Here is a 20,765-nt window from a genome sequence, read left to right on the forward strand (position 1 = left end):
CGACAAGACCGGCAGTGCCATAGAGACATCTATCCATCACGAGGAGGCAGTACCATGAGCAGACGTTCATTGTCCCTGAGCACCTTGTCGGCCCTCGTGGTCGGCCTGGGCGCGACCACGGCAACGCACTCGGCCGGCTTTCAGCTCCTGGAGCAGAACGCCAGCGGCCTGGGCAACGCCTATGCGGGCTCTGCGGCGAATCCGGAGAACGCCAGCATCATCTATTACAACCCGGCCGGCATGACCTACCTGCCCGGCTTCAACGTGTCCGGCGGCGTCAACCTGATCAAGCCGTCGTTCAAGTTTTCCGACAACGGCGACAGCCGCAACCCCAGCATTCCCGGCCTGCCGGGCACCGGCCTGGGCGGATCGCGCCCGACCGGCGGCAACGGCGGCGACGCCGGCAACCTGGGCGTGGTGCCCAATATGTACGCCTCCTGGCAATTGAACGAGCAGTGGTACATCGGCCTGGGCGTGGGCGCGCCCTTCGGCCTGATGACCGAGTACGACGACGGCTGGGTGGGCCAGTACCACTCCAACAAGTTCGAGATCAAGACGATCAACGTCAACCCGTCGATCGCCTACAAGGTCAACGAGAAGTTCTCCATGGGCTTTGGCTTGAATTGGCAGCACATCGACGCCAATTACAAGAAGAAGACCGTGCTGCCGGTTCCAGGCCTGCCGCTGGGCACCACTGGCGACGCCGACTTGAATCTCAAGGGCGACGCCTGGGGCTGGAACGTGGGCTTCATGCTGCAACCGACGGAAGACACCCGCATCGGCCTGTCCTACCGCTCCAAGATCAAGCACACGGCCAAGGGCGATACTGACATTACCAGCATCTATCCGCGTGGCAACTCGGTGTCGTTCGACGCCAAGGCAACCGTGTCCCTGCCCGACACCCTGATCCTGAGCGCGGCGCACCAGTTGAACGAACGCTGGGAGCTGCTGGGCGACGTCTCATGGACCGGCTGGAGCAGCATCCCCAACCTGAAGATCCGCAACTCGGGCCCTGGCGCGCGCGATGACGAGCTGCCGCTGAACTTCCGCGACAGTTGGCGCGTCGCCCTGGGCGCCAACTACAAGTTCGCGCCCAACTGGAAGTGGAAGTTCGGCGTCGCCTTCGACCAGTCGCCCGTGTACAAGGAAGCCGACCGCCCGACCTCGCTGCCGGACAACGACCGCTACTGGCTCTCGACCGGCGTGCAGTGGCAGGCCACCAAGGACACCACGCTCGACGTGGGCTATACCTATCTCTATCTGCGCAAGACGGACATCGATACGACGTCCGGCAGCCAGCTGACCAAGGGCCGCGTCGCGGGCACCTATGACAGCAATGCCCACATCCTGGGCATACAGCTGTCGTCCCGCTTCTAACCCGCCCCGGATGGCGGGGCCCGGCCTCGACCGGACCGCCTCGCCATCCGCATTTTTTCAGGAGACTGCCTTGAGCAAGTTCGTCGTCAAACACGTCGCCGTCCTGGGGGCCGGCGTCATGGGCGCGCAGATCGCCGCCCATCTGGCCAATGCCGGCGTGCCCGTCACGCTGTTCGACCTGGCCGCCCCCGAAGGCGACCGCAACGGCACGGTCAAGAAGGCGATCGCCGGCTTGAAGAAGCTGGAGCCCGCGCCGCTGGCCGGCGCTGCGCGCCTGGCGTACATCACGCCCGCCAACTACGACGACGACCTGGAACGCCTGCGCAGCTGCGACCTGGTCATCGAGGCCATCGCCGAACGCATGGACTGGAAGACCGCGCTGTACGAGCGCATCGCGCCGCATGTGGCCCCTGGCGCCATCATCGCCTCCAACACCTCGGGCCTGTCGATCGACGCGCTGGCCAACGCCCTGCCCGCGGGCCTGCGCGACCGCTTTTGCGGCATCCACTTTTTCAATCCGCCCCGCTACATGCGGCTGGTGGAGATCATCGCCACCTCGCACACCCAGCCCGCCGTGCTCGACCAGCTTGAAACCTGGCTGACCTCGACCCTGGGCAAGGGCGTGATCCGCGCGCTGGACACGCCCAACTTCGTGGCCAACCGCATCGGCGTGTTTTCGATCCTGGCAGCGATGCACCACACGGCCCGCCTCGGCCTGGCGTTCGACGAGGTCGACGCGCTGACCGGGCCGAAGATCGGCCGCCCCAAGAGCGCCACCTACCGCACCGCCGACGTGGTCGGCCTGGACACGCTGGCCCACGTGGTCGGCACCATGGAAAAGAATCTGCCGGACGATCCCTGGCACCGCTACTTCAAGCTGCCCGAGTGGCTCTCGGCCCTGATCGCCAAGGGCGCGCTGGGCCAGAAGACAGGCGCCGGCGTCTACCGCAAGCAGGGCCGCGAAATCCAGGTGCTGGACCTGAAGGCGCAGGACTACGCGCCCGGCGCCGGCAAGCTGGCCGACGAAGTCGCCGCCCTGCTGAAGGAACGCGACCCGGGTAAGCGCTTTGCCGCGCTGCGCGCCAGCGGCCACCCCCAGGCCCAGTTCCTGTGGAGCCTGTTCCGCGACATCTTCCACTACAGCGCCGTGCAGCTTGAACACGTGGCCGACAACGCCCGTGACCTGGATCTGGCCATGCGCTGGGGCTTCGGCTGGGCCCAAGGTCCGTTCGAGACCTGGCAGGCCGCCGGCTGGCAAGCCATCGCCGCCGCCGTTGCCGAGGACATCGCCGCCGGCCAGGCCATGAGCGATGCGCCGCTGCCCGCCTGGGCGCTGGAACCGGACCGCCAGGGCGTGCATGCGCCGCAAGGCTCCTACTCGGCGCGCACCGGCCAGCTGCGCCCGCGCTCGACGCTGCCGGTGTACCGCCGCCAGCTGTTCCCCGAGCGCGTCTACGGCGAAGGCGCCAGCGAGCGCGGCGTCACGATCTGGGAAAACGAAGGCGTGCGCCTGTGGAACCTGCCGCAGGCCGACGCCGGCGTGGCCATCCTCTCGGTCACCTCGAAGAACCACACCCTGGGCGCCGAAGTGCTGGAAGGCATCCTGCAGGCGGTGGCGCGCGCCGAACGCGAATACGACGGCCTGGTCATCTGGCATGACGCGCCCTTCGCAGTGGGCGCCAACCTGCAGCAGGTCGCCGAGGCCTGCGCCGCCGGCCAGTGGGACATGCTGGAAGCCACGGTCGAGAAATTCCAGCGCACCTCGCAGTCGTTCAAGTACGCGCAGATTCCCACCGTGGCGGCGGTGCAGGGCATGGCGTTGGGCGGCGGCTGCGAATTCCTGATGCATGCCTCGCACCGGGTGCTGGCGCTGGAAAGCTATGTCGGGCTGGTGGAAGCCGGCGTCGGGCTGATTCCGGCCGGCGGCGGCAGCAAGGAATTCGCCGGTCGCGCCGCCGCCCTGGCGGCCACGACCGCCACGCCGGGCGAGGTCTTCCCCTACCTGCAGCCGGTGTTCCAGACCATTGCCATGGCGCAGGTCGCCAAGAGCGCGCTCGAAGCGATCGCCACGGGCTTTGCCCGCGAGCACGACATCGTCGTGTTCCATCCGGACGAACTGCTGTACGTCGCCATCGGCCAGGCCCGCGCCGCAGCCGAGGCCGGCTACACGCCGCCGCCCCGCCTGCGCGACATTCCCGTCGCCGGCCGCAACGGCATCGCCAACTTCGAAATGGTGCTGGTCAACATGCGCGAAGGCGGCATGATCAGCGCCCACGACTACCGCGTGGCGCGCAGCGCCGCCGTTGCCCTGTGCGGCGGCGAGGTCGAAACCGGCGCCAAGGTCGACGAGGAATGGTTGCTGGCGGTGGAACGCAAGGAATTCGTGGCGCTGCTGCGCACGCCTGAAACGCAGGCCCGCATCCGCCACACCCTGGACACCGGCAAGCCCCTGAGGAACTGACATGAGCAAGCAGATTCAAGACGCCTACATCGTCGCCGCCACGCGCCTGCCGGTGGGCAAGCGCAACGGCGCCTACATCACCACCCGCCCCGACGACATGCTGGCGGCCGCGCTCAATGGCGCGCTGGCGCAGGTCCCGGGCCTGGACGCCGCGCGCATCGACGACGTCATCGCCGGCTGCGCCATGCCGGAAGCCGAACAGGGCATGAACGTGGCCCGCATCGGCCTGTTGCTCGCCGGCCTGCCGCAAAGCGTGGCCGGCGTCACCGTGAACCGCTTCTGCGCCTCCGGCCTGCAGGCGGTGGCTGACGCCGCGGCCCGCATCCGCACCGGCGAAGCCGACATCATGATAGGCGCCGGCACCGAATCCATGAGCGCCATGCCGCAGATCATGGGCAACAAGGTGTCGATGAACCCGGCCATCTTCGAACACCAGGAAAACATCGGCATGGCCTTCGGCATGGGCCTGACCGGCGAGAAGGTCGCCGAACGCTGGAAGGTCTCGCGCGAGGACCAGGACGCCTTCGCCCTGGCCTCGCACCAGAAGGCCTGCGCCGCCATCGCCGCCGGCCATTTCCGCGCCGAGATCACCCCCTATGAAACGGTGTCGCGCCAGCCCGGCGACGCCAGCGGCACGGTGCGCGTCACGCGCCGCCTGGTCGAGGTGGACGAGGGTCCGCGCCCGGACAGCAGCGCCGCGGCGCTGGCCCGGCTGAAGCCCGTGTTCGCCGCGCGCGGCAGCGTCACCGCCGGCAACAGCTCGCAGATGTCCGACGGCGCCGCCGCCGTGATCCTGGTGTCCGACCGCATCCTGCGCGAATTCAACCTCAGCCCGCTGGCGCGCTTTGCCGGCTTCGCCGTGGCCGGCGTGCCGCCCGAGGTCATGGGCATCGGCCCCGTGGCAGCGATTCCCAAGGTGCTGCAACGCGCCGGCATCGGCCAGGACGCGCTGGACTGGATCGAACTGAACGAAGCCTTCGCCGCCCAGTCGCTGGCCGTCATCCGCGAACTGAAGCTGGATCCGGCCAAGGTGAACCCACTGGGCGGCGCGATCGCACTGGGCCACCCGCTGGGCGCCACGGGCGCGATCCGCACCGCTACCATCACCCACGGCCTGCGCCGCACGGGCGGCAAGTACGGGCTGGTGACCATGTGCATCGGCACCGGCATGGGCGCGGCCGGTCTGTTCGAGGCGATGTAGACGGAGCGGCGCGGAACATGAAGCCCTATTGGTTCAAGAACCTGTCGCCGACCTGGCGGGCGCGCCTGATGCGGGTGGGCTTCAACCTGCATCCGGCGTTCCGCGCCACCGGCGGCAAAGTGGTACATGTCTCCGCGGACTTCCACCATATCCGCATCAAGCTGCCGCTGCTGCGGCGCACCCGCAATATCGTCGGCTCGATGTACGGCGGTTCGCTGTTCGCCGTGACCGACGGCGCCCACCCCACGATGCTGATGTCCGCGCTGGGCGCAGACCATATCGTGTGGGACAAGGCCGCCTCGATCCGCTACCGCAAGCCGGCGTATGCCACGCTGTACGTGGACTTCCGGCTCGCGCCCGGCGAAATCGCGGAAATCCGCGCGATCCTGGCGCGCGACCATGAAACCACCCGGACCTACACGGTGGAACTCAAGGATCGCGACGGCGTGGTCTACGCCGTCGTGGAACGCACGATCTATATCGCAGACAAGAAGTTCTACAAACAAAAGAACACTGGAGGAGACTCATGCGCCGTATCCCCGGAGGGCGAACCCTCGCCCTGAGCCTGATGCTTGCCGCCTGCCTGGCTGGCGCCCCCGCCCAAGCCGCCGACCTGGAAGTCGCCGGCGTGCGCGTGCCGGACAGCCTGTCGGAGGGCGGCCGCGCGCTGGTGCTGAACGGCGCCGGCGTGCGCACCAAGTTCGTCGTCAAAGTCTACGTGGCCGCGCTGTACGCCACCGCGAAAACCAGCGATGCAGCCGCGCTGATCAACAGCGATGAACCGCGCCGCATGCGCCTGCGCCTGCTGCGCGACGTGGACAGCAAAAGCCTGGACGAAGCCCTGCAGGACGGTTTGCGCGACAATAGCTCCGCGCAGGAACTGGCCGAGCTGAAAGCGCCGGCCGGCCGCCTGTCCGCCCTGATGGCGGAAATCGGCTCGGTGCGCGAAGGCGACGTGGTAGACCTGGATTTCGACGCCCGCGGCGTCGCGGTCATGGATAACGGCAAACTGCGCGGCCGCATCGACAGCCCCGCATTCGCGCGCGCCCTGCTGCGGGTCTGGCTGGGCGAAAAGCCCGCCCAAGCCTCCCTGAAAAAAGCCCTGCTGGGCGGCTAGCGCTCCAGGCGCGTCCTGCAGTACAGGCCCTAGACGGAAATCCGGTAAATGGAACGAATCTGGCAGAAAAGCTATCCCGCGGGCGTACCCGCGGAGATCGAGATGGACGGCGTGACGACGCTGGCTTCGGTCGTGCGCGAGAGCTGCCGGCGCTATGCCGGCAAGACCTCGTACATCAGCATGGGCAAGTCGCTCAGCTATGCCGAGCTGGACCGGCTGACGCGCGACTTCGCCGCCTGGCTGCACGCCAACGGCCTGGGCCGCGGCGACCGCGTCGCGCTGATGATGCCCAACCTGCTGCAGTACCCCGTGTGCCTGTTCGGCGCCCTGCGCGCCGGCTGCGTGGTGGTCAACTGCAATCCGCTCTACACCCCGCATGAACTCCAGCACCAGCTGGCCGACTCGGGCGCCCGCGTGATCGTCGTGGCGGACAACTTCGCCGCCACCGTGCAAAAAGCCCTGGGAGGGACCGCGATCGAGCGCGTGGTGGTGACGTCCATCGGCGAGCTGCTGGGGCCGCTCAAGGGGCGCCTGGTGGATTTCGTGGTCCGCCGCGTCAAGCGCATGGTGCCCGCCTGGTCCCTGCCCGGCGCCGTCCGGTTGGGCGATGCGCTGCGCGCCGCAGCCGCCGCGCCCTTCACGGAAGTCGCGCTGGACCAGCGCGACCTGGCCTGCCTGCAATACACCGGCGGCACCACCGGCGTGGCCAAGGCGGCCATGCTGACGCACGGCAACCTGGTGGCCAACCTGAACCAGGCCTATGCCTGGGTCAGGCCGCTGGTGACCGAAGGCGAGGAATGCATCGTGACGGCCTTGCCGCTGTATCACATCTTCGCGCTGACGGCGAACTGCCTGACCTTCATGAAGATGGGCGCCAGCAACCTGCTCATCATCAACCCGCGCGACATCCCCGGGCTGGTCAAGGAAATGCGCAAGGTGCCGTTCTCGGCCTTCACGGGCGTAAACACGCTGTTCAACGCGCTGCTCAACAACCCGGATTTCGCACGCCTGGATTTTTCGCGGCTGCGCCTGACGATGGGCGGCGGCATGGCGGTGCAACGCTCCGTGGCGGACCGCTGGCGCGCCGTCACTGGCCGTTCGCTGGCGCAGGCCTACGGCCTGACCGAGACCTCACCCGCGGTCACTATCAATCCGCTGGACGTGCAGGAATTCACCGGATCGATCGGCCTGCCGGTGCCGTCCACCGAAATTTCCATCCGCGACGACGAAGGCCGTGAACTGGGCATAGGCGAGACCGGCGAAATCTGCGTGCGCGGACCCCAGGTCACGCAGGGCTATTGGCAACGGCCCGACGAAACCGCGCTGGTGCTGTATCCGGATGGGTTTCTGCGCACCGGCGACGTCGGCTATGTGGACGAGAAGGGTTACGTGTTCCTGGTGGACCGCAAGAAGGACATGATTCTGGTGTCTGGCTTCAACGTCTATCCCAACGAGGTCGAGGACGTGGCCGCCCTGCATCCGGGCGTGCGCGAAGTGGCGGCGGTGGGCGTGCCAGACGAGCGCTCGGGCGAAGCCGTCAAGCTGTACGTGATCCGCAAGGATCCCGCGCTGGATGCCGAAACCCTGATCGCGCATTGCCGCAAGCAGCTGACCGGCTACAAAGTACCGCGCTACATCGAGTTCCGCGATGATCTGCCACGCACCAATGTCGGCAAGATCCTGCGCCGCGAGCTCAAGCCGGCAGCGCAGCAGGCCGCGCCGGCGCCCGTCCGGCAGCCGGGCCAGGCCTGAATCCGTTGGCTCGCCGGGAACGCGAGCCAGCGCCTTGCGCCCCTGGCCGGACTACCACTGGCCGAAGTACACCCCTGCCCGCTTGTGGGCGTTGGTACCCTTTTCCACGGCTTCGTCGCTGATGGTGGTACGGCGCTTGGCGCGCAGCATCCACTCCAGCAGGCGCTGGCGCAACGCCTGGCGCGTTTCGGCGTGCGCGCTGCTCGCGCCCAGGTCCTGGTACTCGTCGGGATCCGCCTGCAGGTCGAAGAGCTGTTCGCGCTCATCCAGCCAGTACACGTAGCGCCAGCGGTCAGTACGCACCGACCAGGCGCGGGCGTTCTGCGGGGTCTTGCCGCAAAGAACGCGAGCCTGGCGGAAGCTGTAGTCCAGCTCGGAATACACACAGTCGCGCCATGGCGTGGCGGCGTCGGGCCCGTGCAGCAAGGTCTGCAGTTCACGGCCCTCCAGCCGGTGGCCTGGCCCGGGCGTACCCAGCGCGCGCAGTACCGTGGGCACCAGATCCACGCTTTCCACCATGTCGTCCAGTGCACGGCCGCGGGTGGCGTCGGCCGCGGCCGAAGGGTCCATGACGATGAAGGGCACGCGCTGCGCGGTGTCGTAGAACAGCTCTTTTTCGCCCAGCCAATGATCGCCAAGGAAGTCGCCGTGGTCCGAAGTGAACACGATGAGCGTGTTCTTCATCAGGCCCGCGCCCTCCATGTAGTCGAACAGCCGGCCCAGATGATCGTCCAACTGCCGGATCAAGCCCTGGTAGGCCGGACGCACCACGCGCACGCAGTCGTCGGTGGAAAAGCTGACGCTCTCTTCATGCTGCCGGTAGGCAGCCACCACCGGGTGCGCGGTCTCCAGTTCTTCCCGATTGCGCCGGACCGGCAGGCATTGGTCCGGGGTGTAGAGCTTGTGATAGGGATCCGGCGCCATGTAGGGCCAGTGCGGCTTCACGTAGCTCAGATGCAGCACCCAAGGCTGGCTGCCGCGCCGCTTCATGAAGTCCAGCGCCTGGTCCGTCATGTAGGCGGTCTCGGAATGCGGCTCGGCCACGCGCGCGGGCAGATGCGCGTTGCGCATGTTCCAGCCGCTGACCACCTGGCCGCCCGGGTCCACCGCGGCGATCACATAATCGGTCCAGGGGTCCGCGCTGTTGTAGCCGTGGCGCCGCAGAAAGGCGGGATAGCCGCTTTCGTCGCCCGGCGCGTGATGGCCGTCGTAGCGGTCCAGTTCGGTGAAGCCGCCGCGGCTGAGCAGTACGCCCAGCTCGGAGCTGCCGTCGATCGCCAACCGCTCCATGCCGGCCTTGTCGGGAATGATATGGGTCTTGCCGGCCAGCGCCAGCTCGCGGCCCTGTCCCGCCAGGTACTCGCCCAGCGTGATCTCGTTGACCGACAGCGGCACGCGGTTCCAGGTGGCGCCGTGGCGCGAGGGGTAGCGGCCGGTGTAGTAGCTCATGCGCGACGGTCCGCACACGCCCGAGTTCACGAAGGCGCGGTCGAAGCGCGCGCCGCGCGCCGCCAACGCGTCCAGGCTGGGCGTCTGCAGGTAGGGATGGCCATAACAGCTCAGGTGATCCGCCCGCAGCTGGTCGGCCATGATGAACAACACGTTCTGCACATCGCTCATCGCCGTCCTCCTATTGCGTGGCCGTGAAGCCGGATGCGCGCACCACGGGCTCCCATTGCTTGCGGTAGGCGGCCAAGGCGTCGGCCGTACCGCGCGCATCCAGCGACACCGGCTCCAGGTACGCGGCGCGCACGGCTTCCTGCATGGCGGGCTCGCGCAACACCGCCGCGATGTCCGCGCCCAGCCTGTCCGCCTTGGCCTGCGGCATCGTGGCTGGCGCGAAGAACGCGTTCCAGCCGTCAGCCGCCAGGTTCACCCCGCCCTCTTTGAAGGTGGGCACGTCCTTCAGTTCGGCATCGCGCGCGTCGCCGGACACGGCAAGGATGCGGATCTTGCCGGCGCGATGCTGCGGCAGCAAGGTGTCCAGCGTATCTATGCCTTGCGGCAGGATGCCCCCTATCAGTTCGGAAATCAGCGGCGCCGATCCGCGGTAGCCGACCACTTCCGGTTCCTGGCCCAGTTCGCGGCCCAGCATCAGCGCGAAGAAGTGCGGCAGGCTGCCGGTGGCCGGCACGCCCACGGCGAACTGCTTGGGGTTCGCCTTCAGCCACTGCCGCAGGCCGGCCAGGTCCTGGATCGGCGAATTCGCCGCCACCGCCAGCGCAAACTTGTAGCTGCTGACCAGCGACACGGGCTTGAAGTCGCGCTGCGCGTCATAACCAGGTTGGGCGTAGACCAGCGGCGCCACCACCATCACGGCCGGGTTCGCCAGCATCAGCACGTTCTGGCTGGCCGGCGCCGCGTGCAGGGCTTGCGCCGCGATGCGGCCGCCCGCCCCGGTCTTGTTCTCGACCACCACAGGCACGCCGACCCGGTCCTTGAGCCGGTCCGCGACCAGCCGCGCGATGCGGTCCGAACTGCCGCCCGGCGGATAGCCCACCACCACCGTCAGCGTCCCGTCCAGCGGGGCCTGCTGCGCGCCGGCCAGCGGCGCGCCCCCCGCAAGTATCACTGCCGCGGCAGCGCCTGATATCCATCTACGCATGGTCCACTCCTGGAGACAGCGGCCCGCTGTCGATTATGGTTGTCACTGCATGGCCGATACCCAAATAGGGAAATTGAATTTAGCAACGCGCGCATTTGTTGATCTAATCCAGGACTGCCCATAACGATATGCAGCGCGAACTGCAACGCCACCTGGAGGAAACGCCATGCCGAACATCCCCGAACCCGGCCAACGCCAGCTTGCCGACATGCTGATGTACCGGCTGTACCAGGCGTGGTCGCAATCCAATCCGGTATTCCTGCGCCTGTGCGAAGGACGCTTTGGCATCACGCGCCGCGAATGGCGCGTGCTGGCCTGTGCCGTCGAGGGCGGCACCATGAATTCGGCCGAACTGGCGGCCGCCGCCAAGCTCGACCTGACGCGCACTTCGCGCACGCTGGGCGCGCTATGCGAGAAAGGCTGGCTGCGCCGCCTGCACGACAGCGCGGACCGCCGCGTGGTGCGCGTGGAAGCGACGGCCGAAGGCATCGCCCGCTACGATGCCCTGCTGCCCGAGGTCTCGCACCTGAATGACCTGCTGGTGCAGGACCTGAGCGACGACGAGGTCGCCTTGCTGCGCGATTTCCTGGGCCGCATCGAGCAACGCGGCCGCCGCATGGCCGAGGACAACATCGTCTCGGAAAAGGCCAGCCGGCGTGAAGGCGGCACCCGCCGGCGGCGCTACGCGTAAACGACCTGTCGCGCCCCGCCAACAAGCGCGTGGCGGCAACGCCGCTTCCGGATGCGACCGCAAGCCACTGATAGCACGGCGTTTTTTCCCTTCCACCTTACCGCCCGGCAAGCTTTGCAGGGCTTTTTTACATCTGCGGCCCATGCATTTCCTGACAGCCGCGATCCACTAAATTAATAATAGTTATCGTTGTCATTTGCATGCGCAATCGGCTGATATCAGGCCGCAGGGGAAATCCATTGAAACGCCACTCTCATTCCGCCGCCCGGCGCGCGCGGCCGCTGATCCTGTTGCCCACCGCCGCCGCGCTTGCGGCCTGCCTGGGCGCCACAGCTCAGGCCCAGTCCGCCGCATCCAGCGAACCCGCCACCATCCTGCCCGCCGTGCAGGTCACCGGCACCGGCGAAACCGCGACCAGCCCGGTCGAAGGCTACGTCGCCACGCGCAGCGCCACCGCGACCAAGACCGACACGCCCTTGTCGGAAACGCCGCAGGCGATCACCGTGATTCCCCGCGAGCAAATCGTGGACCAGGGCGCGCAGAACATCCAGGACACCATGAACTACGCGGCCGGCGTGCGCCCCAACGCCTATGGCGTGGACAACCGCGCCGACTACGTGCGCGTCCGCGGCGTGGAGCCGGTGCAGTACCTGGACGGACTGCGCCAGTATTTCAGCTTCAACAATCCGCGCACCGAGGTTTATGCGATGGAGCGCGTGGAAGTGCTGCGCGGCCCCTCCTCCATGCTGTACGGGCAGGGCAGCACCGGCGGCATCGTCAACCTGGTCAGCAAACGCCCACTGGAAGAAACCCAGCGCGAGATCGGCGTGGTGCTGGGCAACCACAACCGCCGCGAGATCCAGGCCGACCTGACGGGTCCAGCCAGCGAGGACGGCCAGTGGCTGTACCGCGTCATTGCGGTGGGGCGCGACAGTGACACCCAGGTGCAGTACGCGCCGGACGACCGCCTGATGCTGGCCCCATCCTTGACCTGGCGCCCCAGCGCGGCCACCTCGCTGACGCTGCAGGCCACCTGGCAGAAGGACCGCGCGGGCACCACGCAGTCCTTCCTGCCGTGGAGCGGCTCGGTGCAGGAAAATCCCAACGGCCGCATCCCGACCCGGCGCTTTGCCAGCGAGCCCGGTTTTGACGCCTACGACACCGAGCAATTCAGCGTGGGCTGGCTGTTCGAGCACCAGTTCAACGACACTTGGAAAGTACGGCAGAACTTCCGCAATACGGTCAGCAGCGTCGACTACAAGACGCTCTATCCCAACGTCTACGGCGCGCGCCGCGGCGATTCCTACATCGATCCGGAACAGACCACCGTCGACCGCATTTTCTATGTCAACAAGCCTCGCATGCGCACGCTCTTGGCCGACCAGAACCTGGAAGGCAAGCTGAACTGGGGCCGCACCGAGCACACGGTGATCTTCGGCATGGATTATTCGCGCTACCGCGAGACCAGCAAAACGGCGGGCGGCGCGGGCTCGCCGCTGGACCTGTACCACCCCGTGTACGGCAACGCGCCCGAATACGAACAGTCGGACAACCCCAAGATCAACCAGCAGCAGATCGGCTTCTACGCGCAGGACCAGATCAAGTTCGACAAAAACTGGATCTTCCTGGCCGGCATCCGCCGCGACCGCGCCGACAGCACCACCGAAGGCCAGGACCGCGAAACCGACATGGCCACCACCAAGCGCTTCGGCCTGATGTACGCGGCCGACAACGGCTGGTCGCCCTACCTCAGCTACAGCGAATCGTTCACGCCCATCGCCGGCGCCGACTTCTACAACCAGCGCTGGAAGCCCATGCGCGGCAAGCAGGTCGAAGCCGGCATCAAGTACATGCCGAAGGACGCCGACATCGAGTTCACGGCGGCCGCCTATGACCTGCGCGAAAAGAACCGCCAGACCAACGATCCGAACAACCCGAACAACCAACTGCAGGCTGGCAAGACCCGCACCCGCGGCGTGGAGCTGGAGCTGCGCGGCCGCGTCACCAAGGACGTGGACGTGATCGCCAACTACATCTACACCGACCTCGATCCGCAGCTGGAGGCGCAGCCCAAGCACATGGCCTCCATGTGGGGCAAGTACCGCTTCGCGCTGGCCGGCCAGCCTGGCTTCGCGGTGGGCGCGGGCGTGCGCTACCTGTCGGCGTTCCGCGACGGCGGCGCCCCGGAAACGCCGGCAGTCACGCTATTCGACGCCATGCTCAGCTACGACAATGGCCCTTGGCGCTATGCGTTGAACGTGAACAACATTGCGGACCGCACTTATGAAGTGGTCTGCCTGGACCGCGGCGACTGCTTCTACGGCGCGCGCCGCACCGTCATGCTGAGCGGCGCCTACCGCTTCTAGAATCGGAACTCCCTCCTGGGCGGGAAAACCTGTACGTACATGCTGTACGTACAGGTGTACACTACGGTTTTTCATCCCTGATCAACCATCTGACAGACGCGCGCTCGAACGTCTGCAACCCAGAAAAACCGTCCTGGAGACTCCGATAGTGTCGACCGAAACTACCCGCTCGCCCTTTTTTGGCACGATGCAGAAAATCCCCGGTGGATTGATGCTGGTGCCGCTGATCCTGGGTTCCCTGATCGGCACCTTCGCGCCCGACGCCCTGGCGATCGGCGGCTTCACCACGGCGTTGTTCAAGAACAGCGCCCTGCCCCTGATCGCGCTGCTGATCTTCGCCACCGGCACCCAGGTCAATGCGCGCACGGGCGGCCCCATCCTGGCCACCGCCGGCACCATCCTGTTGATGAAGACGCTGGTGCCCGCCACCCTCATCATCATCCTGGGCAGCTACGTCGGCCTGGACGGCGTGCTCGGCGTCTCCATCCTGGCGCTGCTGGCGGCCTTCGACAACAGCAACGGCGGCCTGTGGCTGGCCTATACCGGCCAGTACGGCGACGCCCGCGACCGCGGCGCCTATGTGGCCAGCGCGGTCAACGATGGCCCCTTCTTCAGCCTGCTGTTCCTGGGCGCCTCGGGCCTGGCCGACATCCCCATGATCGCCCTGGTGGCGGCGCTGGTGCCGTTCCTGCTGGGCGTGGTGGTCGGCAACCTGGATCCCAAGTGGCGCGACGTGCTCAAGCCTGTGCCCAACATCGTCATCCCGTTCTTCGCCTTCGCGCTGGGTACCGGCATCAACCTGGGCGCCGTGGTTTCGGGCGGCATCAGCGGCCTGATCCTGGGCCTGATCATCAGCCCCATCACTGGCGGCCTGGTCTACCTGGGCTATCGCTACATCCTGAAGCGCGGCGGCAAGAGCGGCCTGGGCTTCGCGGCTGGCACCACCGCCGGCAACGCCATCGCCACTCCCGCGGTCGTGGCGGCAGCCGATCCCAACTTCCAGCAATACGTGTCGACCGCCACCGCGCAGGTCGCTGCCTGCGTGCTGATCAGCTCGATCCTGGCCCCGATGCTGGCCTCGTACTTCCTCAAGCGCGCCGGCGAGCTCAAGTCCGAGGACGCCGACCCCACGGTCGCGCCCGCCCTGCGCGAAGCGCGCGGAGAAGCGCTTTGAATCCCGCCATCGCCATCGTCGCCGATGACCTGACCGGTTCCGGCGACACGGCGGTGCAGTTCGTGCGCGCCGGCTGGAGCACGCACCTGTCCATCGGCGGCGCCGACGAGGCGCTGTCGGGTCCGGGCGCCGCCGGCGTGGAAGTGTTGGCGGTCACGACCAACAGCCGCCCCCTGTCGGCCGTCGACGCGGCCGAAGTCGTCTGGCAGAACGTGCGGCGCCTGCGCGCGGCCGGCGTCACGCGCCTGTACAAGAAAGTGGACTCCACCTTGCGCGGCGCCTTCAAGGCCGAGATCGACGCGGCGCGCGAGGCTTGGGGCCCGGACACCATCGCGGTGATCTGCCCGGCCTTTCCGGCCACCGGCCGCACCGTCGAACAAGGCGTGCTCTACGTCAACGGCAAGCCGGTCACCGAGACCTCGGCGGCCACCGATCCGGTGACCCCCGTGAACGAAAGCCATATCCCCACCCTGCTCGGTTGCGCGCACGTCGCGGCGCAGGAAGGCGACACGCCGCAAGCGCTGGCGGCGCGCATCCGCCAGGCAGGCAAGACCGTGGTGGTCGATGCCGCCACTGAAGCCGACCTGGAGCGCCTGGCACGTGCCATCGGCCTGCTTGGCGTGCACGCCCTGCCCGTGGGCGCGGGCGGCCTGGCCGTGCCGCTGGCCCGGGTCTGGGCCGGCGCCGACCAGACCGCGCCGGTCGTGGTGGTGGTGACCTCGCAGCACAGCGCAGCGCGGGCGCAAGCCGCCGCGCTGCAAGCCTCGGGCGCGGACACCTGGACGCCCTCGCTGGCCCAATTGGCCGACGACGCCGCATGGCAGGCCTGGAGCCAGCCGCTGCTGCAGGCACACGCGCAAGCCCCCGCGCAGGCCGGTACGGTGCTGCTGCTGGCGCCGGAAGGCCAACAGGACGGCCTGGATTCCGAGACCGTCGCCGCGCGCCTGGGCAGCCTGGCCGCGCAATTGATCGCCAGCGCCAACGCGGCCGGCGTGGTCGCCACCGGCGGCGACGGCGCGCGCAGCGTGCTGGTGGCGCTGGGCGCCCGCGGCATTGCGCTGGTGGATGAAGTCATGGGCGGCGTGCCCCTGGGCACGCTGACCGGAGGCACGGCCGCCGGCCTGCCCGTGGTGACCAAGGCCGGCGGCTTTGGCACCGAAGATGTACTGGTTCGCGCGGTGCGCGCGATCCGCGACAGGAGATTCAAGCGATGACACAACCCCAATCGGGCAAGCTGCCCCTGCTGGCCGTAACCCTGGGCGACGTGGCGGGCATCGGGCCGGAAATCACCGCCAAGATGCTGATGGGCCATGATGAACTGCGCCAGAAGGCCCGCCTGCTGGTGGTCGGCGACGTGGACGTGATGGCCAATGCCGTGCGCAGCCTGGGCGGCGACCCCGCTATCGTGCGCAAGCTGGAGCGCGCGGCCGACTGCGCCAACACTCCCGGCACCATCGAAGTACTGCAGGCCGGCCCCTCGCTGGCCCATGTGAAGCTGGGCGAGATCAACGCGGACGCGGGCGACGGCTCGGTACGCTTCGTCACCACGGCCTGCGCTCTGGCGCGCGCCGGCGAGGTCGACGGCATCGTCACCGCCCCGCTCAACAAAGCCGCCATGCATGCCGCCGGCCACAAGTGGCCCGGCCACACCGAGCTGCTGGCGCACGAGTTCGGCGTCAAGACCTTCTCGCTGGTGCTGTCGGCCGGCGACCTCTACATTTTCCACGCCACCACCCACGTGTCGCTGCGCCAGGCCATCGAAGACCTGACCCCGGCGCGCATGCGCGCGGTGCTGCGACTGGCCGGTTCGTTCGCCCAGGCGCTGGGCCGCGGCGACCAGCCGGTGGCCGTATCGGGCCTGAATCCGCATGCCGGCGAAAACGGCATCTTCGGCAGCGAGGACGCCGACATCCTGGCGCCCGCCGTGGCCGAAGCCAATGCCGCCGGCATCCTGGCCGCCGGCCCCATCCCGGCCGACGCGCTGTTCCCGCAAGCCGTGCGCGGCAAGTGGAAGTTCGTGATCGCCTGTTACCACGACCAGGGCCACGCGCCCTTCAAGGCGGTGTATGGCGACGACGGCGTGAACATCACGGTGGGCCTGCCGGTCGTGCGCGTGTCCGTGGACCACGGCACCGCCTTCGACATCGCCGGCAAGGGCATCGCCCGCGAAGACAGCCTGATCCTGGCCGCCGAGCGCGCCGCGCATCTGGCCCCGGGGTGGACGCATGTGTGGGAAACTGCGCGGGCACAAACCGGAGGTTGATTCCCATGGCGCCCGCCACGCACGACGCATTGCCCGTACTTGACCGCTCCGGCGATATCCCGCTGCACGCCCAGGTGGCGACCCTGCTGCGCGGATACATCCGCACGAACAAGCTCGCGGCCGGCGCCGTGCTGCCCAGCGAGGCAGCCTTGTGCGACCGCTTTGGCGTGGCGCGCAGCGTGGTGCGCCAGGCGCTGGCAGCCCTGGCCACCGAAGGCCTGATCCAGCGCGAAACCGGGCGCCCCGCCAGCGTGGCTGCACCGCAGGAACACCGCCGGCTGGTGCAGCGCTCCACCGGCCTGTACGAGCAATTCGCGCAGTCCGGCGTGGCCTTGCAGACCCGCGTGCTGGCGTTCGCGCGCGCCGAGCCGCCCGCCGACGTGGCGGCCTTCTTCGGCACCACGCAGTTGCTGATGCTGGAACGCCTGCGCCATGTGGCCGACGCGCCGCTGGCCTACGTGCGCACCTGGCTGCCCGTCGACGCCGTGCCCGGCCTGCGCGCCGACGATCTGACCGACGCGTCCCTGCACGGCGTGCTGACGCGGCGCTTCGGCCTGCGTCCCGGCGCCGGGCGCAATCAGATCCGGGCAGTCGCCGCCGACCGGACGCTGGCGGAATTACTGGGTACGCAAACCGGCACGCCCCTGCTGATGCTGCAAGGCCAGGGCATGGACCAGCATGACCGGCCGCTGGAATGGTTCACGACCTGGCACCGCGCCGAACAACTGGTGTTCGACGTGGACGTCAGCATGGGACATGAAAGCGTGCAGCCCCGGCTGCGGTCCCCCGCCGCGCCCGCCGACATCCCGGCTGGGGAACACGACCCGCTGGCGCGCGCCCAGGCCCTGGTGGCCGAACTATCCGCCGAACTGGCCAGGCTGCGCGGGCAGTCCTGAACCGGTTGTCCGACGCCGGCCGGCCTTGCCGTCGGCCATCGATCCCGTAGCAGCCGCAGAGCCCGTCCCAGGGCTTGCGGACGCTGCAGCCCCTATCCCAGCAAATTATCCCTGACGTGCAGCAGATGCCGCCGCACGGCCTCCATGGCGCGCTCTGCGTCGCGGTCATGCAGCGCGTCGACGATCTCGCGGTGCTCCACCTGATAGGACGCGCGCCGCTCTGGCGTCAGGCTCTTGCGCTTCAAGGCGCCCCAGGTCGCCTGTGACCGCGCCGCCGTCATCAGCGCAAATACTTTTTCGATGAAGAGATTGTGGGTAGCCATGGCCATCAATTCGTGCAGTCTGGCGTCCCAAATCTCGAACGCTTCGAAACTGTCGGCGGCCTCGGCCCGCGCACAGGCGTCCTGCATGGCCGCGAAATCGGCAGGGCTGCCGTGCTGCACCACCAGTGCCGCAATGGCCGGCTCCAGCACCAGCCGCGCCGCCATCAGTTCGGCCGGGCTGGTGGACAGCACTTCGGCGCGCAGCAGTCCTTCAGCCTGCGCCAGGGTCGAGGACAGATTGGCATAGGTGCCGCTGCCCACGCGCTGCGAGATCAGGCCTTCGTTCTTCAAGTCCGCCAGGGTGCGGCGCACCGTTGAACGGCTGATGCCGAACTGTTCGCTCAGGGCGCGTTCCGTGGGCAGGCGATGGCCGGGGGCCCACGCGCCGGATTGCAGATTCTCGAGGATGACCGCACGCAAGGCGGAAGCTTTGTCCATGGACCTTTCCAGAATAGCTAGCGGCCAGATAATACCAATTCAGACCAATAAGCGCCCGAAAACTATTAATTCTTATAGGAGAATTGGTTCAGTTGGTATATTCTTTTGCGAAATTGGGCCTGAAAAATCAACAAATTGGTACTTTTTGGTATTAAACAGGGCGGCCCGAACCGCCCAGGGAGCAAGCATGAAAATTGCAGTATTCCGGATCAATGGCGAGCGCCGCATCGGCGTGGTTGCCGACGACGGCGCCAGCGTGACTGCCCTGGACTTCCCGCGCGAACTCGCGGCGGCCGGCGCGCTGACGGCCGTGGAGTGGCTGGCCGAAGGCCGCGCCTTGCCGGGCAAGATCGGCTCGTCCTACCGCTGGGACCAGGTGGAGCATGAAGCGCCCTTGCCGGCGCAGCGGCGCAACCTGTTCTGCGTGGGGCGCAACTATCACGCCCACGCCAAGGAATTGCGCGACTCCGTCTTCAAGGACAACGACGCCAACCCCGAATCCTGGCCCATCGTGTTCACCAAGGTGCCGCAGACGGTGGTCGGTCCGTGGGCTGACGTGCAACTGCCCGTGGGCGTCTCCGACAAGATCGACTACGAAGCCGAACTGGCGGTGGTGATCGGCAAGGGCGGCCGCAATATTTCCCGCGCCGAGGCCATGAGCCACGTCATCGCCTACACCGTGGTCAACGACGTCACCGCGCGCGACGTGCAGATGCGCCACCAGCAATGGGACCTGGGCAAGTCCTTCGACACCTTCTGCCCCATGGGTCCCTGGCTGGTGACGGCCGACGAAATGGACGGCCAGAAGACCCGCGTGCGCTGCTGGGTCAATGGCGAGCTGCGCCAGGACGGCAACACCGAAGACCTGATCTTCGACATCCCCACGCTGATCGAAACCTGCTCGCGCGGCATCACGCTGTATCCGGGCGACGTCATCGCCACCGGCACGCCGGCTGGCGTGGGCCAGGGCCTGAATCCGCCGCAGTTTCTCAAGCACGGCGATGTGGTGCGGGTGGAGATCGACGGCATCGGCCAGATAGAAAACCGCTTCGTCTGAGCCCAAGAGCCCCGGAATGAACACGGGGCGGCTCGGCAATAAAAGCACAAGGAGTGAGACATGAATCTGCGTTGCTACCGGGCGGCCGCGGCTGCCTTGCTATGCTTCGGCGCCGCCAACGCGATGGCTGCCGGCTACCCTGAGCGCCCCGTCACCATGGTGGTGCCGTTCCCGCCCGGCGGCGTCGCCGACACCATCGCCCGGCCGCTGGCCCAGGCCATGGGCGACAAGCTGGGCCAGGCCGTCGTCATCGAGAACAAGGGCGGCGCGGGCGGCGCCATCGGCATCGGCCAGGCCGGCCGCGCCAAGCCCGACGGCTACACGTTGCTGATGAGCCTGTCGTCCATTTCCATTCTGCCCGCCGCCGACCGTCTGCTGGAACGTAAGCCGGCCTATCAGCTGGATCAGTTCGTGCCGATTGCGCGCATTACCGCCGATCCCACCGTGCTGGTGGTGCGCGCGGACGCGCCATACAAAACGCTGCAGGAATTCGTCGACGCGGCCAAGAAGCAGTCAGGCAAGTTCAGCTACGGCTCTTCCGGCATCTACGGCACCATGCACGTGCCGATGGAGATGCTGCAGAACGCAGCCGGGATCAAGATGATGCACGTGCCCTTCACCGGCGCCGGCCCCGCCGTGCAAGCCCTGGTGGGCGGCCAGGTCGATGCCCTGGCCACCGGGCCGTCCAGCGTCATGCAGCTGATCCAGGCCGGTCGCGTCAAGGCGCTAGCGCATTGGGGCGACGGCAAGCTCGACAGCCTGCCGGAGGTGCCGTCCTTCAAGTCGCAGGGCTATGACATCAGTTTCGTGCAGTGGTCGGGCGTGTTCGCCCTGGCCGGCACGCCGCCGGCGGTCATAGACAAGCTGCGCCAGACCGTTAAAGACATCGCCAACAACCCCGAGGTCCAGGCCCGCATCGCCGGCACCGGCAGTCCGGTGCAGTACCTGGACGCGCCGGCCTTCGACGAATACTGGAAAAAGGACTCGGCTTCGCTGGAAGTGGCGGTCAACCGGATCGGCAAGGTCGAATAGCCGCGCGCCGCG

At 67.6% G+C, this 20,765-nt stretch carries 17 protein-coding genes; 14 read left to right on the forward strand and 3 right to left on the reverse strand.

The window, feature by feature from the left end; all coding sequences use genetic code 11:
* Positions 1–54: 54 nt before the first annotated feature.
* The 6 genes from AC3WOB_RS23210 to AC3WOB_RS23235 all read left to right on the forward strand — a co-directional run bounded on the left by AC3WOB_RS23210 (position 55) and on the right by AC3WOB_RS23235 (position 7,908).
* Complete coding sequence (locus tag AC3WOB_RS23210; RefSeq protein ID WP_013395126.1) at positions 55–1,377, forward strand: OmpP1/FadL family transporter; 1,323 nt, start codon at positions 55–57, stop codon at positions 1,375–1,377.
* Between the two features lie 70 nt (positions 1,378–1,447).
* Positions 1,448–3,838, forward strand: a complete 2,391-nt coding sequence (locus AC3WOB_RS23215; RefSeq protein ID WP_013395127.1) for a 3-hydroxyacyl-CoA dehydrogenase/enoyl-CoA hydratase family protein — start codon at positions 1,448–1,450, stop codon at positions 3,836–3,838.
* Position 3,839: 1 nt separating this feature from the next.
* Positions 3,840–5,039, forward strand: coding sequence for an acetyl-CoA C-acyltransferase (locus tag AC3WOB_RS23220; RefSeq protein WP_013395128.1), 1,200 nt, complete (start codon positions 3,840–3,842; stop codon positions 5,037–5,039).
* Positions 5,040–5,056: 17 nt separating this feature from the next.
* Positions 5,057–5,602, forward strand: coding sequence for a PaaI family thioesterase (locus AC3WOB_RS23225; protein WP_013395129.1), 546 nt, complete (start codon positions 5,057–5,059; stop codon positions 5,600–5,602).
* Positions 5,566–6,156 (forward strand): chalcone isomerase family protein, encoded by a 591-nt coding sequence (locus tag AC3WOB_RS23230; RefSeq protein WP_013395130.1) that lies wholly within the window; start codon positions 5,566–5,568, stop codon positions 6,154–6,156. The genes AC3WOB_RS23225 and AC3WOB_RS23230 overlap by 37 nt, the downstream gene beginning before the upstream one ends.
* A gap of 48 nt (positions 6,157–6,204) precedes the next feature.
* Positions 6,205–7,908, forward strand: a complete 1,704-nt coding sequence (locus AC3WOB_RS23235) for an AMP-binding protein (RefSeq protein WP_013395131.1) — start codon at positions 6,205–6,207, stop codon at positions 7,906–7,908.
* 51 nt (positions 7,909–7,959) lie between these two features.
* Here AC3WOB_RS23235 and AC3WOB_RS23240 read toward each other — a convergent pair whose 3' ends face one another.
* Both AC3WOB_RS23240 and AC3WOB_RS23245 read right to left on the reverse strand, forming a co-directional pair.
* Complete coding sequence (locus tag AC3WOB_RS23240; protein ID WP_013395132.1) at positions 7,960–9,528, reverse strand: sulfatase-like hydrolase/transferase; 1,569 nt, start codon at positions 9,526–9,528, stop codon at positions 7,960–7,962.
* 10 nt (positions 9,529–9,538) lie between these two features.
* Complete coding sequence (locus AC3WOB_RS23245) at positions 9,539–10,513, reverse strand: tripartite tricarboxylate transporter substrate-binding protein (protein WP_492276302.1); 975 nt, start codon at positions 10,511–10,513, stop codon at positions 9,539–9,541.
* Positions 10,514–10,679: 166 nt separating this feature from the next.
* On the opposite strand from AC3WOB_RS23245, the gene AC3WOB_RS23250 reads away from it, so the two are divergent.
* The 6 genes from AC3WOB_RS23250 (at position 10,680) to AC3WOB_RS23275 (ending at position 17,903) form a co-directional block, all read left to right on the forward strand.
* Entirely contained in the window at positions 10,680–11,204 is a 525-nt protein-coding gene (locus AC3WOB_RS23250; protein ID WP_492276303.1) for a MarR family winged helix-turn-helix transcriptional regulator, read from the forward strand.
* 239 nt (positions 11,205–11,443) lie between these two features.
* Complete coding sequence (locus AC3WOB_RS23255; protein WP_492276304.1) at positions 11,444–13,570, forward strand: TonB-dependent siderophore receptor; 2,127 nt, start codon at positions 11,444–11,446, stop codon at positions 13,568–13,570.
* Between the two features lie 148 nt (positions 13,571–13,718).
* Complete coding sequence (locus tag AC3WOB_RS23260; protein WP_013395136.1) at positions 13,719–14,744, forward strand: 2-keto-3-deoxygluconate permease; 1,026 nt, start codon at positions 13,719–13,721, stop codon at positions 14,742–14,744.
* Positions 14,741–15,958, forward strand: coding sequence for a D-threonate kinase (gene dtnK, locus AC3WOB_RS23265; RefSeq protein ID WP_492276305.1), 1,218 nt, complete (start codon positions 14,741–14,743; stop codon positions 15,956–15,958). The genes AC3WOB_RS23260 and dtnK overlap by 4 nt, the downstream gene beginning before the upstream one ends.
* Positions 15,955–17,007 (forward strand): 4-hydroxythreonine-4-phosphate dehydrogenase PdxA, encoded by a 1,053-nt coding sequence (pdxA, locus tag AC3WOB_RS23270; RefSeq protein WP_492276306.1) that lies wholly within the window; start codon positions 15,955–15,957, stop codon positions 17,005–17,007. Before dtnK ends, pdxA begins: the two co-directional genes overlap by 4 nt.
* A gap of 5 nt (positions 17,008–17,012) precedes the next feature.
* Positions 17,013–17,903 (forward strand): GntR family transcriptional regulator, encoded by an 891-nt coding sequence (locus AC3WOB_RS23275; protein WP_492276307.1) that lies wholly within the window; start codon positions 17,013–17,015, stop codon positions 17,901–17,903.
* Between the two features lie 92 nt (positions 17,904–17,995).
* Here the strand turns inward: AC3WOB_RS23275 and AC3WOB_RS23280 are convergent, their stop codons facing one another.
* On the reverse strand, positions 17,996–18,664 hold the full coding sequence (locus tag AC3WOB_RS23280; protein ID WP_492276308.1) for a FadR/GntR family transcriptional regulator: 669 nt from the start codon (positions 18,662–18,664) through the stop codon (positions 17,996–17,998).
* Between the two features lie 187 nt (positions 18,665–18,851).
* Between AC3WOB_RS23280 and AC3WOB_RS23285 the strand changes: the two genes are divergently transcribed.
* Both AC3WOB_RS23285 and AC3WOB_RS23290 read left to right on the forward strand, forming a co-directional pair.
* A complete protein-coding gene (locus tag AC3WOB_RS23285; RefSeq protein WP_013395141.1) occupies positions 18,852–19,721 on the forward strand; it encodes a fumarylacetoacetate hydrolase family protein in 870 nt (289 codons plus the stop codon).
* Between the two features lie 60 nt (positions 19,722–19,781).
* Positions 19,782–20,753 carry a Bug family tripartite tricarboxylate transporter substrate binding protein gene (locus tag AC3WOB_RS23290; RefSeq protein WP_492276309.1) on the forward strand — a complete coding sequence of 324 codons (972 nt, stop codon included), beginning with the start codon at positions 19,782–19,784 and terminating at the stop codon, positions 20,751–20,753.
* Positions 20,754–20,765 lie beyond the last annotated feature (12 nt).

The sequence above is a fragment of the Achromobacter sp. FW305-C-30-7 genome (assembly GCF_058783105.1).